A 14,990-nucleotide genomic window follows, 5' to 3' on the forward strand; every position below is an offset into this window, starting at 1 on the left:
ACTCATCATCAGCAATAACCTAGCGCTCATTAATCGTCAGCAGTCGTTCTTAACCAAGCATTAGAATAATCACGAGCCCCCATAAGGTCAGTAGCGTGTTACTTACAGCGTAAGGCACGGTATAGCCCAACATAGGCACATCGCTGCCGGCGGCTTCTGCCACCATGGCAACGGAAGCCGTACTGGTGCGCGCGCCTCCACAACAACCCAGATTGATGGCTGGGTCAAACTTAAAAAGGTACTTACCAACTAAAGGTGCAAGCAACATCGGGATACTCGTAGCAGCAACACCCCAGAAAAACAACTGAATACCGACATCTTTGACACCCGTAATAAAGGTTGGGCCGGCACTGATACCCACGACGGCAATAAAGACATTTAAACCCACTGAGTTCATAAACCATAAGGTCGCGCTAGGGACACTACCGAGCTTGGGTTTAAAACTGCGCAACCAGCCAAATACGATCCCGGCGATCAAAGCCCCACCTGAAGTCGAAAGTGTGATTGGAACACCCGCGATGGGCACAACAATCGCGCCAATCAAACCACCAATCACAATACCAGCTCCGACAAACACCATGTCGGTCACGCTCGTGGGTCGATCCGCAAAGCCCAGCTCAGCCACCAGGGCTTCGACGTGCTTGCGACTGCCGCTCACACTCAAAATATCACCACGATGCAATTGAGTTTGCGCCAGTACAGGAATGTCTACGCCCATGGAGCCACGGCGAATACGGGTAATAAACACACCCCGCGCAACAGGCAATTGCGAAAGCTCTAAAAGCGTTTCACCGTCTGCGTGCTTACTGGTAATGACCACATCCATCGATTCTGTGGGGATTTTGAGCAATTCTTTATCGGCAACCTCTTCGGCATGATTTGACCAGTACGTGAGTGTTTCGTGTCGACCTGACACTGCAATGATGTCACCCACCTGTAAAACGGTGTCGTCATCGAAATCAATAATCTCGCCATCGCGTCGCAAGTTCTCAAGGAACAATTCATGCTCAAACATGGTTTCTGCTTGTGCAACGGTCTTACCAGCTACAAACCCATCTTTGTGTAAATGGTAGGCACGCACAATGTATTGATGCCAAGCGGTCTCAATCCCCCCTTCTGGCTCGCCTTGTGACATCTCTTTTTCATAACGAGCGCATTCTGTTTTTAGATCGATTCCAAGAATTTTTGGTCCAAAAAAAGCAATGATCCAACCTGTTCCCACCGTTCCAAAGAGATAAGTCACCGCATACGCAACTGGAATCGCATCAAGTTCTTCTTGAATTTGTGTTGCAGTTAACCCCAACCCATTCATGGCATCAGTGGCTAAACCGATCGACGCTGAAATCGTTTGGGTGCCTGCGAGTAAACCGACACTCAATCCAGGTCCATAACCAGCGATCAGAGCCACACCATAGACAGACAGTAAACACATCACAGAAACAACAACCGCAAACAATGCTTGCGGTAGACCGTCGGTTGCAATGCCGCGAACAAACTGCGGTCCAACCCCAAAACCCACGGCAAACAAAAACATAATAAAGAAGATGGATTTGATCTGCGTGGAAATATCAATCCCAATCTGGCCAATCAGCACACCAGCCAACAATGTACCGGTCACCGACCCTAAACTGAATCCACCTAGTTTCAGGCCACCGACCCAGTATCCAATAGCAAGCGTCAGGAAAATTGCCAACTCAAAATGGTGTCTTAGTGTTTCTTCAATCCAGTGCCAGATTTCCATTTATTTGCTCCAGAAAATCGGTTTTGTGCACGATTTGCACTTCCATCATTGATAGAAAGATATAGAATCTTCATTTAATGCAAATATAGTTTATGCCATATTTAAGGTGTTTTTAAGACCACATCGTTCAAAAGACCTTATGGCGTAGAAAAAAGCGCATTGAATTGTCAATCGCACGCGTTTAACTGGGTTTTTACGGGTGTGTTCGCTATAATAGGCAGGATATCTTGTGTCTTATAGAAGACCTTTCAAGATCCACGTTTACAAGACATGTTCTGTAGCCTGTGTATGACATATAACAGTACACATGCCTTTGTTCATTACAACGTTTATCCGCGCTACTGGACTTTGTCCCAGTGGCCCAACATAAGAACCTAGGACATTATGACTTCCAACATCATTTACACCCTGACCGACGAAGCACCTGCATTGGCAACCCATTCTTTACTGCCAATGATTCAGGCTTTTGCAAAAACAGCTGGCATCGACGTTCAAACCCGTGACATTTCTTTATCCGGCCGAATTCTGGCTGTATTCCCAGATTATCTGACCGACGCACAAAAAACACCGGATGCGTTGGCTGAATTGGGCGAGCTTGCTAAAAAGCCTGAAGCCAACATCATCAAACTGCCAAACATCAGTGCATCAACGCCTCAACTGAAAGCCGCGATTGCTGAACTTCAGAAAAAGGGTTTTGCTTTGCCTGAGTACCCTGAAGAGCCACAAAATGCCGCTGAAGAAGACATCAAAGCGCGTTACGACCGTGTTAAAGGTAGTGCCGTGAACCCAGTGCTGCGTGAAGGGAACTCCGATCGCCGTGCCCCTGCTTCTGTGAAGAACTACGCCCGTAAGCATCCGCACCGCATGGGCGCCTGGTCAGCCGACTCAAAATCGCACGTGGCCAGCATGACCGAAGGCGACTTCTACGGTAGCGAAAAATCAGTCACTGTAGATGAAGCCACCGATGTGCGTATTGAATTTTCCGCTGCAGACGGTCAAACCACTGTACTCAAAGAGAACTTCCCGCTTTTAGCTGGTGAAGTGATTGACGCATCAGTGATGTCTGTGGCCAAACTGCGTGAGTTCTTGCAAGCTCAAGTTGAAGACGCCAAAGCGCAAGACGTGCTGTTTTCAGTGCACTTGAAAGCGACCATGATGAAAGTGTCTGATCCTGTGCTCTTTGGTCACGTGGTCACAGTGTTCTACAAAGATGTGCTGGCCAAACACGCAGATACGCTCAATAAAATCGGCTTTGATGAGACCAACGGCATTGGCGACTTGTACGCCCGTTTGGCTACATTGCCACAAGACGAGCAAGATGCGATTAAAGCAGACATTGAAGCCGCCTACAAAGAACTGCCTAAACTGGCTATGGTCGACTCAGATCGTGGCATCACCAACCTGCACGTCCCTAGCGACGTCATTGTGGATGCTTCCATGCCGGCCATGATCCGCGATTCCGGCAGAATGTGGAACCCTGCAGGTGAACTCCAAGACACTAAAGCCGTAATTCCTGATCGCTGCTACGCTGGTGTTTACCAAGCTGTCATTGAAGATTGCAAACGCAACGGTGCGTTGGATCCTGCCACCATGGGTACAGTGCCCAACGTCGGCTTGATGGCGCAAGCTGCTGAAGAATACGGTTCACACAACAAGACCTTTATTGTGCCTGCTGCAGGGACTGTGCGCGTGATTGATGCTCAAGGCAAAACCTTGCTGGAGCAAAACGTCGCTGCCGGTGATATTTTCCGGATGTGTCAAACCAAAGATGCCCCTATCCAGGACTGGGTCAAGTTGGCTGTCGAACGTGCCCGTTTGACAAACACCCCTGCTATCTTCTGGCTCGATCCACAGCGTGGCCACGATGCACAGCTGATTCAAAAAGTAGAGCGTTACTTGAAAGATCACGATACATCAGGTCTTGATATCCGCATCATGTCACCAATCGAAGCCACGCACTACTCTCTGGAGCGTATCCGCCAAGGTAAAGACACCATTTCTGTGACAGGTAACGTGCTGCGTGACTACCTCACCGATTTGTTCCCAATTCTTGAGCTGGGTACCAGTGCAAAAATGCTCTCCATCGTGCCTTTGATGGCCGGTGGTGGTCTCTTCGAAACTGGTGCGGGTGGTTCTGCCCCTCGTCACGTTCAGCAGTTTGTGGAAGAAGGTTTCCTGCGTTGGGATTCACTGGGTGAGTTCATGGCCCTGGCCGCTTCTTTAGAGCATCTGGCTAACCGTACAGGTAATGCACAAGCTAAAGTGTTGTCAGAAGCCCTCGATAGTGCAACTGGTCGTTATCTGGATGAGAACCGCTCACCCGAAAGAAAAGTGGGCGGTATGGATAACCGTGGTAGTCACTTCTACCTGGTTATGTACTGGGCCAACGCCATGGCCGAGCATCCTGAAAATGCGGCGAACAAAGCCAAGTTCGAAAAACTGGCCAACGCCATGCAAGACAATCAGGAAGTCATTTTGAAAGAACTGGCCTCCACACAAGGCAAACCTGTTGATATTGGTGGTTACTACCGCCCTGAAACGGATAAGGTCAATGCAGCGATGCGTGCAAGTGCAACACTGAATGAAGCCATTGCCGAATTGAATGCTTAATTTTTATCAATCCAGTCCTACGTGTCTGTAAATACGCGGGACTGGCGTTAAGCTTCAATCAAAAAACCGCGCTTTCTGTCGAAGTTAGCGCGGTTTTTTAATGCTGAATGATTGTTTAAGACAACTGCGGTTTAAGACAAACCTTTTTTCAGTAGCTCGGCTAAAACAACTGCCCCATTGTGAACCGTATCCCGACTGCCATAAACCAACGTTACAGTTGTTTTTTTAGCTTGTACCAATAAAGCGTCTAAAACAGCTTGTGCTTCAGAGTTAGCTTTGAGTTCAGCACGATAACGCTTCTGAAATTCTTCAAACTTGGGCGGCTCATGTCCAAACCATTGTCGCAGTTCGGTACTCGGGGCAATCTCTTTAGCCCACTCATCAAGTTTTAAAGCCTCTTTACGCACCCCGCGTGGCCACAAACGATCCACCAGCACTCGATAACCATCCGCCGCATCGGGCGCTTCATAAGCTCGCTTTATCTGGATCATGAGAACCCCCCTCTTCTCATCAGTTCTGATTGAGTTTAATCGCGTGCGTTTTCTAGTGAGGTCACACGCAGTTCGAGCGCTTGAATCTGTTTGTCGAGTTGATCGATTTTAGTCAGCGCGACTTGGAGCATATCGGCCTGAATATCAAACTCCTCACGGGTCACCAGATCGAGCTTACTCAGGGATTGCGTCATAAAGGCGCGTACGTTACGTTCTACATCGGCAGCTGGGCTGCGGGCAATTAAATCAGAGACGTTTTTCTGAAAAGCTTCAAACCAAGGATTCGATTGCATGGTGATTGACTCCTTTTGTCACAATTAGGCTGCAATGATTGCATTCTAACAGCCTTGCACAAGATCCCTAAGGGAAACATCCTCAGAAACTTTGCTAAAGAAAACGCCCCAAAGTCAATTCTCGGGGCGTTTTAGAACTGCGGTACTACCTACAAAACAAATAATCACTGAATCACTATGATGTCACTTTGGGCGCATCCTTTGTGGCTGCTGCCGCTTCAATCGCTTGTGCTTTTTCAATAGGCATGGGCTGATCGTGAACGGTAATCAGATGGGTTGGACGCACTCGCGGATTCATCATGGCGTGGCCCTCAGGGGCATTGGCCGTGGTGATAGGCGTGAGCGTGACGTGTGTCATCTTGCCTTTCTTGTTGTGAATGGCGTAGACGATAAACGGAATCGATGCCACGATGATGTAACTCACCAACAGCGTGATGAAGTAGCTGTCTGTACTGTGACCACCTGGCAAAGCGGGTGGTACAAAGGACACAACAAACGCGACCAGTGACAGAGTTAAGCCAGAGATGGGAAGTGCCAAACGCATACCTGTACCACCTGGGATCTTAAATACATGGTTTAGATCCTTTTGTTTGCGCACCATGGCAATGTGACCGATAAACAGCAGGAAGTAGGAACCGAGATACAACAACACAGTGAGTGCCATGGCAATCAGGAAAGACAGGTTACCACCGCCACCACTCATGTTCGTAAAGACGACAATCGCAATTGACGTGATGATCAGCTGCAGAATGACCAGGTTAACCGGAACACCCCCTTTGTTGACTTTAGCGAGTTTTTGCGGCAAAAGACCTTGCTGAGCTGTGACTAACAGACCACGGGAAGGACCGGTAATCCACGAAGCGATTTCTGCAAGTGCACCAAGTACCAGCAACGCAACCAAGACACGCACAAACCATTCAACTTTTGGGAACAAAGTCTTCATCAGTACTTCATATGCTTGAACAATACCCGCTGACAAATTGATTTCTGCATGTGGGATCACTGCAGCCACGGCAAGCCCACCAATGGAACTCAAGACAATAGCAACAATCAGCAAGAGGATAATTGCCATGGGATAATTGCGACCTGGATTACTCATCTCGTTGACGTGGGTCGCCGAAGACTCTGCACCCATGTAACTCAAAATAAAAGCCACAAACACCACCAACGTGCCCAGTTTTGTGAAGTCTGGAAAGAAGGTGTTGGCATTCATTTCAATGGCGACGTGATGGTCACCCGATGAAATATAGAGAATGGCTAAACCCACCAACACCAAGGCTGGGAAAGCAATGCCGCCAAAAAACCCGGCTTTTGCTAAACGCGCTGTGTACTTGGTTCCGCCAAACTGCGTAAAGGCAAGCACCCAAAGAATGATCAATGCAGCAATCGTTTTTGTACCCGCATCGGTGTTGAGTGCTGGCCAATTCAGAATATATGACAAGGATCCAAGCACAAAGTACAGCATGGGAATAAAGCCAATCGAGATTTGTAGAAACACAAAAAAGATGGCTGCAAAACCCCAGCGCTCACCGAGTGTATTGCCGACCCAAGTAAATACACCACCACCCTGGTTCCAACTTTCGACGGTCGCCATTTCGGCTGCACAAAGACCGACTGGAATAAACCAAAAAATACCCGCAACCAACAGGAAGAACACCAAGCTAAAGCCAGATGTCGCAAAAGTCGGATATTCATAAACAGCCATCACCATCGAGGCGGTGATCGCAAAAAATCCCAGCATGCTTAATTGTTTGGCGGGCTGGCTTGGAGTTGTTGCCATCAGATTTCTCCTTACGAAACAGACTGACAGCATCCTGTGCGGATACTGTGCGGTCCACGAGGTAAGCCAACCGCCCAAAGACGGTTGGCTTACACGGTTGATTACTTAAAGTCGGGTGAAGACTTAACCGTGGTTAAAGCCGCTACCCGTTTTGCCTGTGATCGGCTTGGTGATTGGGTGATCCTCAAAGAATTTCAGGGCACGTTTCATGTCGTCAATCAGCAGTGAACCCAAGTCACGACTCACACCGTGACGCACCAGAATCCGTTGAATCACCAGATCTTCACGGTTTGCAGGCAGTGAGTAAGCAGGCACTTGCCAGCCACGACTGCGCAGACGATCTGCCAAGTCATACAGGGTATAACCACCAATGTTGGCGCCCTCTTTCAGTTTCCATGCCAGAGCTGGAATCCCTTTTTGTGGATCACCTGAGAAAATCATCTCAAAAGGTCCCAACTCGCTGATCTCTTTGGAGAGGTACTGTGCGGTGGCATAACAAGCGTTGTGAACTTTGGCATACCCTTCGCGGCCTAGACGCAGGAAGTTGTAGTACTGCGAAATAATCTGACCACCAGGACGGGAGAAGTTCAGCGCAAAGGTAGGCATGTTGCCACCCAGATAGTTCACGTTAAAGATCAAGTCTTCAGGCAGATCTTTGGCTTCGCGCCAAATAACCCAACCCACGCCGAGCGGTGCCAGACCAAACTTGTGACCGGAGGTGTTGATCGATTTCACACGTGGCAGACGGAAATCCCATTCGAGTTCGGGTGCGCAGAACGGGGCCAAAAAGCCGCCACTGGCGCCATCGACGTGGATGGGGATATCCAGACCTGTTTCTTGCTGCAGCTTATCGAGCGCATCGTGCACTTCTTTGACGGGCTCAAAGTCGCATGTAAATGTCACGCCCAGTGTGGGAACCACGCCGATGGTATTTTCATCAACGCGTTTGAGTACTTCTTCGGCGTTCATGATCAGACGATCGCCTTCCATTGGAATCTCACGCAGTTCCACATCGAAGTAACGGGCGAATTTGTGCCAGCAAATCTGCACAGGACCGCAGATTAGGTTGGGTTTATCAGTGGGTTTTCCAGCGGCTTTCATTTTTTCACGCCAACGCCACTTCATGGCCAAACCACCTAGCATGGCGGCTTCTGAAGAACCTGTGGTTGAGCAACCGAGTGTTGTTTCTGCTTCGGGTGAATTCCAAAGGTCAGCCAGCATGGCCACACAACGAGTTTCTAGTTCTGCTGTTTGCGGATACTCGTCTTTGTCGATCATGTTTTTATCGATGGACATGGCCATCAATTCATTGATCTCTTCATCTAACCATGTCTGGCAAAATGTGGCCAGGTTTTGACGTGCATTGCCATCGAGCATCAATTCATCACGTACGGCACTAAAGACGTTACGTGGGTTGCTCTCATTAGCAGGCATTTTAAACTTTGGCATGACGCCAGCCAGTTCGACGGATGCATAGATATCGTCGTTAGGCGAATACTTGGTTTTACCTGTCATATTCCATCTCCATAAAAAACATCACTTACAAAAAACCCTATTTACACAGACTCTTCTGTATTGAGTGCGTGGCAATTTTACACCTGATGATATATAATAAAACTTAGCTATCGATTTCTCATAATATAAGAAATTCTTTTGTAAAGCAATTGAATCAATTGAAATAAAAAAACAGAGAAAAGACGAAAATATAAAAAATATAATTTTAATCAATAAGTTACAGCAAATTGGTTGATTTTTAAATCAAAATTCGCGTTTTTTAAATCACACTTTATTTGACTTAAATCAATTTAGTTAGTTTTATATTTGAAAGAACCGACTGTGTCAAGAATTGTCATGAGTAATCCAATGAACACAATCAAACTGTGCCTATTTGAAGTGATTTATAGGCCCAGTAGATAATCTGGATCAATGGATTGTGCTTGGTTGAGAACCACAGCCAGTCGAGCTCTGAGCGCATTGGTGTGCGCTTTGAGGATCTCTTGTTTAACATCCAGCAATTGCCTTGGATGCATAGAAAATTGCGTTAGCCCAAGTCCCAGTAAGAGACGGGTTAACTCTGAATGCCCTGCCATTTCACCGCAGACTGAGACTGGCTTATTGAGTCGTTGCCCTGCATTAATCACAGTCGCCAGTAACCGTAAAACAGCCGGATGTAGAGGATCATAAAGATCCGAGACATCAGAGTCCCCACGGTCAACTCCGAGCGTGTACTGGATCAGGTCGTTAGTTCCAATGGACAAAAAATCAAAGAATTCTGCAAACGGCTCGATGGCAATCGCCATAGCTGGGACTTCAACCATCGCACCAAATTCAATGTTGTCACCGACGGCAACGCCTCGCGCTTTAAGTTCATCGCGTACCGTATTAATCATCTGACAAGTCGCTTGAGCTTCAGCCATGTTGGTGATCATTGGGATCAGAATACGCACATGACCAAAAGCGGACGCTCGTAAAATTGCCCGTAGCTGGGTGGCAAATAATTCTGGATTAGCCAAACAATAACGGATTGCCCGCAGGCCCATGGCGGGGTTGGTGGCTACCGTGGCTTCACCGTCTAAGGACTTATCTGCGCCGACATCTAACGTGCGAATTGTCACGGGCAGGCCTTGCATGCGTCTAACCACCGACTGATACGCCTGAAACTGCTCTTCTTCACCTGGTAAATCTCGCCGGCCCATAAATAGGAACTCGGTACGAAACAAACCAATCCCTTGAGCACCCTGACTTAATGCCAGAGTGACCTCATCGGGCAATTCAATGTTAGCCATCAATTGGATGTTGATACCATCGAGTGTGTGAGCAGGCACATCGCGCAATTGGAGCAATTTTTCGCGTTTTTCTTGATAACGCTTTGCCAGCGTTTCATAGTGCGCTTTTTGTAAGGGTGGCGGATTGACAATCACCGCCCCTTGTTGACCATCTAAGATGAGATAGTCACCGTCTCGAATCACTGTTCTGGCATTGCTCATTGCCACAACAGCTGGCACACCCATACTGCGTGCCACAATCGCCGTATGAGAAGTGGGTCCACCGAGTTCTGTGACATACCCAGCAAATTGCGCATCACGTAAACGAATCATGTCGGCCGGGGTGATGTCACGCGCGACCACAATGAGTGGCTCATCAGACTGACAAACGTCATCCAAACGGCTTTTGGCAGAGCTACCTGAAAGTGCATGCAAAATGCGTTCAACGACTTGTCGAACATCCGCACTACGTTCGCGCAGATATTCATCTTCCATGGCATTGAACTGCTCGACAAGCAACTGCCCTTGCGTGGTCAGTGCCCATTCTGCGTTGTATTGTCGCTCCTCTATGAGGGATAAGGCTTCATCCGACAAGAGCGGATCATCTAGAAGCAACATGTGCACTTGCATCAACGCGGCCAATTCACGAGGTGCGTCGGCCGGTAAATCATCAATCAGGCTAACCAGATCTTCTCTGGCCTGATTTAACGCCAAAATCAACCGGTTTTTTTCAACATCAATGGCGTCTGATGCAACCCGATAGTGTGCCACTTCAAGCGCAGCCGCACCCATCAGCACAGCTCGTCCAATGGCATAGCCACTGGCCACAGCACGCCCGTACAAACAAATCATCGGTGTTGTTGATTGCGTCCCCAGATCACCCGACCCTGTGTGAATGCTTGCTGCGGCCATTACTCACCTTCACCGAACTTGTCTTCAAAGAGTGCTTCAATCGCATTCAGTGCCTCAGCAGCATCAGGACCATCCGCATCAATCCGAACCTCAGAACCTAGACCGGCTGCCAGCATCATCACACCCATAATGCTTTTTGCGTTCACACGACGCTCACCACGAGAAATAAAAATCTCACTGGCATATTTCCCAGCCAGTTGCGTGAGCTTGGCGGCTGCCCGAGCGTGTAAACCCAAACGATTGGTGATAACTATATCAACAAATTCCATGGGAGTTTTTCCGGTTAAGTTTTATATTCTGCATCATCGTGCTTCACATCAAGCCAGACTGTTCAGAGACTGAATGGCGCGAACACCACCCTGCAACGATTGATCGGCCAATGTCATTAAATCTTGATGACGGTAATTGATGGCTCGCAAGACCATGGCTGGGTTCACACCCGAAATGACCTGACAGGTCGGTTCCGTCTGATTGAGGACATGGGCCGCACTGACACAGATATTGCTAGGCGATGCGCCCGGCAAATCAGTCATTAACAACACCCCTGCCCCTTCGTTGAGTGTTTCAAGACGGGTCAAGAGAGATTGTGTGGAATCTTGTGCACAGGCGCCTGGCTCAATGTCGATAGCGTGCACGGGCGCATCCGTGCCCAGAACGTGTTGGGCAACCTCTAAAAGTGCGCTAGCCAAAGGCACATGTGCAACGATCACCAGTGCAACCGATTTGCGTTTAGCTGCCATCACAATATCAACCTTCTTGTGCTTTGGCAGTTGCTTGTTCCAAGGCTTGGGCAAAGCGCAAGCCCACATCAAAATCCGTCTGTTCTGTAATTTCCACAAAACAAGTTGGACTGGTGACGTTCACTTCAGTTAAATAGCCACCAATGACGTCGAGCCCCACCAGCAGCAAACCGCGGGCCGCCAAAGTCGGTGCCACACTACGTGCAATATGCCAGTCAGACTCTGTCAATGGCTGTGCCACACCACGTCCACCTGCAGCCAAGTTGCCACGGGTTTCGCCGGCGAGCGGAATTCTGGCCAATGAATAAGGGACAGGTTCGCCAGCAATCAACAAGATCCGTTTATCGCCATCGACAATTTCTGGGATGTAACGCTGCGCCATAATCGTGCGACGACCATTGTCGGTCAGCAACTCTAAAATGGCATTGCGGTTCATCTCATTGGGCGATAAGCGAAATACGCCTGATCCACCCATACCGTCTAAGGGTTTAACAACCACATCACCGTGCAATTGATGGAAAGCACGCAGGCGATCCATGTCGCGACTCACCAAAGTGGGTGCTGTGAATTGGCTAAATTCTGTGATTGCGAGTTTTTCTGGATGATTGCGAATCGCAGCGCCACTGTTGAATACTTTGGCGCCCTGTGCTTGCGCATATTCCAGCAGATGCGTCGCATAGACATATTCCATGTCAAACGGCGGATCTTTGCGCATCACCACAGCACCGAAACTCGATAAGTCCATTTCTTGCGGATGTCCGGAGTTCTCCCACCAGCCTTTACCATGTAAATCGGCGGACAGGTTCAGACGAATCGCCTGATAGCGAACACGTACTGTGCCTTCGTCGATAAACAGATCACTCATTTCGGCCACACTGATCGAGTGTCCGCGCGCGACGAGTGCACGCATCATGGCCACTGAACTGTCTTTGTAAGCAGCCAGTTCGTGTATGGGATCAATAATAAAAAGTACGTGCATCATAATTCCGATCATCCACAAAAATGACCGTGTGGTTCAAATCGAATTCCATTTAAACCACACGGTGCGTAGCCTAAGCGTCAGACTTAATCGGTTGCTGCTTTCTTACGAGGTGCAACCACCATCACCATCTGACGTCCTTCCAGTTTAGGCATGGCCTCAACCGTTGCTGTTTCACCCAGATCGTCACGCACGCGTTCAAGCACACGCATTCCCAGTTCCTGGTGAGCCATCTCACGTCCACGGAAACGCAGTGTGATTTTGGCTTTATCACCATCTTCCAGAAAGCGGCGCACGTTACGCAACTTCACCTGATAGTCACCCTCATCCGTTCCGGGGCGGAATTTAACTTCCTTGACCTGAACGGTTTTTTGTTTGGCGCGGGCTTCAGCCTGACGTTTTTGTTCCTGATATCGAAACTTGCCATAGTCCATCAAGCGGCACACCGGTGGTGTCGCATTGGGTGCAATTTCGACCAGATCCACGTTCTCTTCTTCTGCGGTGCGCAGTGCTTGCGCCGTTTTAACGATACCAAGCTGTTCACCGTCTTGCCCGATTAAACGCACCTCTGGGACGCGGATTTCATCATTGGTGCGATGAGACTTTTCAGTTGCGATGTCTAAAACTCCTGTAACAATTTAAAAATATTCACGATTCAAATCAACGACTTGTTAAATATGAGTCTGTGAGGGGTTTTGCGCTCAAATTATTTGGATTCGGGTGCCAGCACCTGACGGTGTTGCGCCACGTCCTCATTCAAACGCGTCTTAAAATCTTCCAGTGTCATATTGCCATGATTGACACCTCCGCGGGCTCTAACTGCCACCAGACCGGCATCGCGCTCTTTGTCACCAACCACGATGATGTAAGGCACTTTTTGCAGACTGTGCTCACGGACTTTGTAATTAATCTTTTCACCGCGCAAATCAGCTTCCACACGGAAACCAGATTGACGCAGCTTTTGAGTCACTTCTTTGGCGTAAGCCGCTGATCCTTCAGAAATACAGCAAACGACCGCCTGAATCGGAGCCAACCAAGGTGGCATGGCACCTGCATGATGCTCGAGCAGAATGCCGATAAAGCGTTCAAAAGAACCTAAGATCGCACGGTGCAACATCACAGGCGTTTTACGCTGATCGTGTTCATCCACATATTCTGCACCAAGACGCCCAGGCATCGAGAAGTCCACCTGAATGGTTCCGCACTGCCAGTGACGGCCAATCGCATCTTTCAGGGTGTATTCAATCTTCGGCCCGTAGAACGCGCCCTCGCCCGGTGTAACTTCAAATTCACAACCTGATTCTTGCAAACTTTGCATCAGCGCCGCTTCGGCCTTATCCCAGCTTTCATCGCTGCCAATGCGTTTTTCTGGACGAGTCGCGACTTTATACAGCACTTCGGTAAAACCAAAGTCTTCATAGACTTTTCTGAGCAGTTGAGTAAAGGCTGCGCATTCTTCAAGCAACTGGTCTTCAGTACAAAAGATGTGTCCATCATCTTGTGTAAAGCCACGCACACGCATCATGCCGTGCAGTGAACCTGAGGGTTCATTGCGGTGACACTGACCAAACTCACCCAAACGCAGAGGCAAATCTCGGTAGGAGTGCAAACCGGCATTGTAGATTTGCACGTGACCCGGACAGTTCATGGGTTTTAAGCCATACATTCGATTTTCAGATTCGGTCGTGAACATATTTTCACGATAGTTGTCCCAGTGCCCAGTTTTTTTCCAGAGTTCAATATCTAGAATCTGTGGCGCTTTGACTTCCTGATAACCATTGTCGCGGTAAACCGCGCGCATATACTGCTCAACTTGCTGCCAAAGTGCCCAGCCTTTGGGATGCCAAAACACTAAGCCTGGCCCCTCTTCCTGAAAATGAAAGAGTTTCAGCTCACGGCCCAAACGACGGTGATCGCGCTTTTCAGCTTCTTCCAACATGTGCAGATAAGCATCTTGCTCTTGCTTGGTTGCCCAAGCGGTGCCGTAGATTCGCTGCAACATTTCATTGTCGCTATTTCCGCGCCAGTACGCACCGGCCACGCTCATGAGCTTAAAAACTTTCAGCTTGCCAGTGCTGGGCACGTGAGGGCCGCGACACAAGTCAATAAAGTCACCTTCACGGTACAAGCTAATGACCTGATCTTCAGGAATGGCTGCGATGATCTCTGCTTTATATTCTTCGCCAATACTGCGAAAGAAGTCGACTGCATCGTTGCGAGCCCATTCTTCACGTACCACCACTTCATCTTTGGCAGCCAACTCAGCCATTTTGTTTTCAATGGCTTTCAGATCTTCAGGGGTAAATGGACGATCGTAGGCAAAGTCGTAATAAAAGCCGTTGTTGATCACGGGACCAATCGTAACCTGCGCATCGGGAAACAGTGACTGCACGGCATAGGCCATCAAGTGAGCCGTGGAGTGACGAATAATGTCTAACCCATCGGGATCTTTTGCGGTCACTATGGCCAGCTGAGTGCTGTCCTTGATCTGATAGCTTGTATCAACAAGCTTTGTCTGACCTTCTGTGTCTGTCAGACGACCTGCCAGTGCTGCTTTTGCCAACCCGGCTCCAATCCCCCGGGCAACCTCTTCTACGGTAACTGGAGAGTCAAATTCTCGACTCGAACCATCTGGCAGTGTAATTACGATCATGCTGTCGAACTCGTCCTTATCTTTAT

12 protein-coding genes are annotated in these 14,990 nt (G+C 48.7%); 1 reads left to right on the forward strand and 11 read right to left on the reverse strand.

The window, feature by feature from the left end; all coding sequences use genetic code 11:
- Positions 1 to 49 precede the first annotated feature (49 nt).
- Positions 50 to 1,741 (reverse strand): aspartate-alanine antiporter, encoded by a 1,692-nt coding sequence (gene aspT / locus ACOI06_RS00925; protein ID WP_420660560.1) that lies wholly within the window; start codon positions 1,739 to 1,741, stop codon positions 50 to 52.
- A 384-nt stretch (positions 1,742 to 2,125) separates the two neighbouring features.
- Here aspT and ACOI06_RS00930 point away from each other — a divergent pair, with 384 nt between their 5' ends.
- Positions 2,126 to 4,351: an NADP-dependent isocitrate dehydrogenase gene (locus tag ACOI06_RS00930; protein WP_420660561.1), complete on the forward strand. Its 2,226-nt coding sequence runs from the start codon at positions 2,126 to 2,128 to the stop codon at positions 4,349 to 4,351.
- 131 nt (positions 4,352 to 4,482) lie between these two features.
- Here ACOI06_RS00930 and ACOI06_RS00935 read toward each other — a convergent pair whose 3' ends face one another.
- From ACOI06_RS00935 to thrS, 10 genes are all read right to left on the reverse strand, one after another.
- Entirely contained in the window at positions 4,483 to 4,842 is a 360-nt protein-coding gene (locus ACOI06_RS00935; protein WP_420660562.1) for a DUF488 domain-containing protein, read from the reverse strand.
- 35 nt (positions 4,843 to 4,877) lie between these two features.
- Complete coding sequence (locus ACOI06_RS00940; protein WP_420660563.1) at positions 4,878 to 5,135, reverse strand: accessory factor UbiK family protein; 258 nt, start codon at positions 5,133 to 5,135, stop codon at positions 4,878 to 4,880.
- A gap of 175 nt (positions 5,136 to 5,310) precedes the next feature.
- A complete protein-coding gene (gene gadC / locus ACOI06_RS00945; protein ID WP_420660564.1) occupies positions 5,311 to 6,915 on the reverse strand; it encodes a glutamate:gamma-aminobutyrate antiporter in 1,605 nt (534 codons plus the stop codon).
- A 123-nt stretch (positions 6,916 to 7,038) separates the two neighbouring features.
- A complete protein-coding gene (locus ACOI06_RS00950; RefSeq protein ID WP_420660565.1) occupies positions 7,039 to 8,430 on the reverse strand; it encodes a glutamate decarboxylase in 1,392 nt (463 codons plus the stop codon).
- Between the two features lie 383 nt (positions 8,431 to 8,813).
- Entirely contained in the window at positions 8,814 to 10,508 is a 1,695-nt protein-coding gene (gene ptsP / locus ACOI06_RS00955; protein WP_420660722.1) for a phosphoenolpyruvate--protein phosphotransferase, read from the reverse strand.
- A gap of 83 nt (positions 10,509 to 10,591) precedes the next feature.
- The gene (locus ACOI06_RS00960; RefSeq protein ID WP_420660566.1) at positions 10,592 to 10,861 is read right to left on the reverse strand and encodes an HPr family phosphocarrier protein; all 270 of its coding nucleotides are present in this window, start codon (positions 10,859 to 10,861) and stop codon (positions 10,592 to 10,594) included.
- Positions 10,862 to 10,909: 48 nt separating this feature from the next.
- Positions 10,910 to 11,332, reverse strand: coding sequence for a PTS sugar transporter subunit IIA (locus tag ACOI06_RS00965; protein ID WP_420660568.1), 423 nt, complete (start codon positions 11,330 to 11,332; stop codon positions 10,910 to 10,912).
- Positions 11,333 to 11,339: 7 nt separating this feature from the next.
- Complete coding sequence (gshB, locus tag ACOI06_RS00970) at positions 11,340 to 12,311, reverse strand: glutathione synthase (RefSeq protein WP_420660723.1); 972 nt, start codon at positions 12,309 to 12,311, stop codon at positions 11,340 to 11,342.
- A gap of 86 nt (positions 12,312 to 12,397) precedes the next feature.
- On the reverse strand, positions 12,398 to 12,949 hold the full coding sequence (infC, locus tag ACOI06_RS00975) for a translation initiation factor IF-3 (RefSeq protein ID WP_420660725.1): 552 nt from the start codon (positions 12,947 to 12,949) through the stop codon (positions 12,398 to 12,400).
- Positions 12,950 to 13,017: 68 nt separating this feature from the next.
- Complete coding sequence (gene thrS, locus ACOI06_RS00980) at positions 13,018 to 14,964, reverse strand: threonine--tRNA ligase (RefSeq protein WP_420660570.1); 1,947 nt, start codon at positions 14,962 to 14,964, stop codon at positions 13,018 to 13,020.
- Positions 14,965 to 14,990 lie beyond the last annotated feature (26 nt).

The organism is Orrella sp. 11846, assembly GCF_048820935.1.
GTDB lineage: Bacteria > Pseudomonadota > Gammaproteobacteria > Burkholderiales > Burkholderiaceae_B > Algicoccus.

Excerpts from the sequence above, each read along its gene's own strand:
- ACOI06_RS00960 (WP_420660566.1), bottom strand. The coding sequence starts at position 10,861 with ATGGAATTTGTTGATATAGTTATCACCAATCGTTTGGGTTTACACGCT.
- ACOI06_RS00965 (WP_420660568.1), bottom strand. The coding sequence starts at position 11,332 with ATGGCAGCTAAACGCAAATCGGTTGCACTGGTGATCGTTGCACATGTG.
- ACOI06_RS00935 (WP_420660562.1), bottom strand. The coding sequence starts at position 4,842 with ATGATCCAGATAAAGCGAGCTTATGAAGCGCCCGATGCGGCGGATGGT.
- ACOI06_RS00940 (WP_420660563.1), bottom strand. The coding sequence starts at position 5,135 with ATGCAATCGAATCCTTGGTTTGAAGCTTTTCAGAAAAACGTCTCTGAT.
- ACOI06_RS00930 (WP_420660561.1), top strand. The coding sequence starts at position 2,126 with ATGACTTCCAACATCATTTACACCCTGACCGACGAAGCACCTGCATTG.
- ACOI06_RS00950 (WP_420660565.1), bottom strand. The coding sequence starts at position 8,430 with ATGACAGGTAAAACCAAGTATTCGCCTAACGACGATATCTATGCATCC.
- gshB (WP_420660723.1), bottom strand. The coding sequence starts at position 12,311 with ATGCACGTACTTTTTATTATTGATCCCATACACGAACTGGCTGCTTAC.
- gadC (WP_420660564.1), bottom strand. The coding sequence starts at position 6,915 with ATGGCAACAACTCCAAGCCAGCCCGCCAAACAATTAAGCATGCTGGGA.
- aspT (WP_420660560.1), bottom strand. The coding sequence starts at position 1,741 with ATGGAAATCTGGCACTGGATTGAAGAAACACTAAGACACCATTTTGAG.
- thrS (WP_420660570.1), bottom strand. The coding sequence starts at position 14,964 with ATGATCGTAATTACACTGCCAGATGGTTCGAGTCGAGAATTTGACTCT.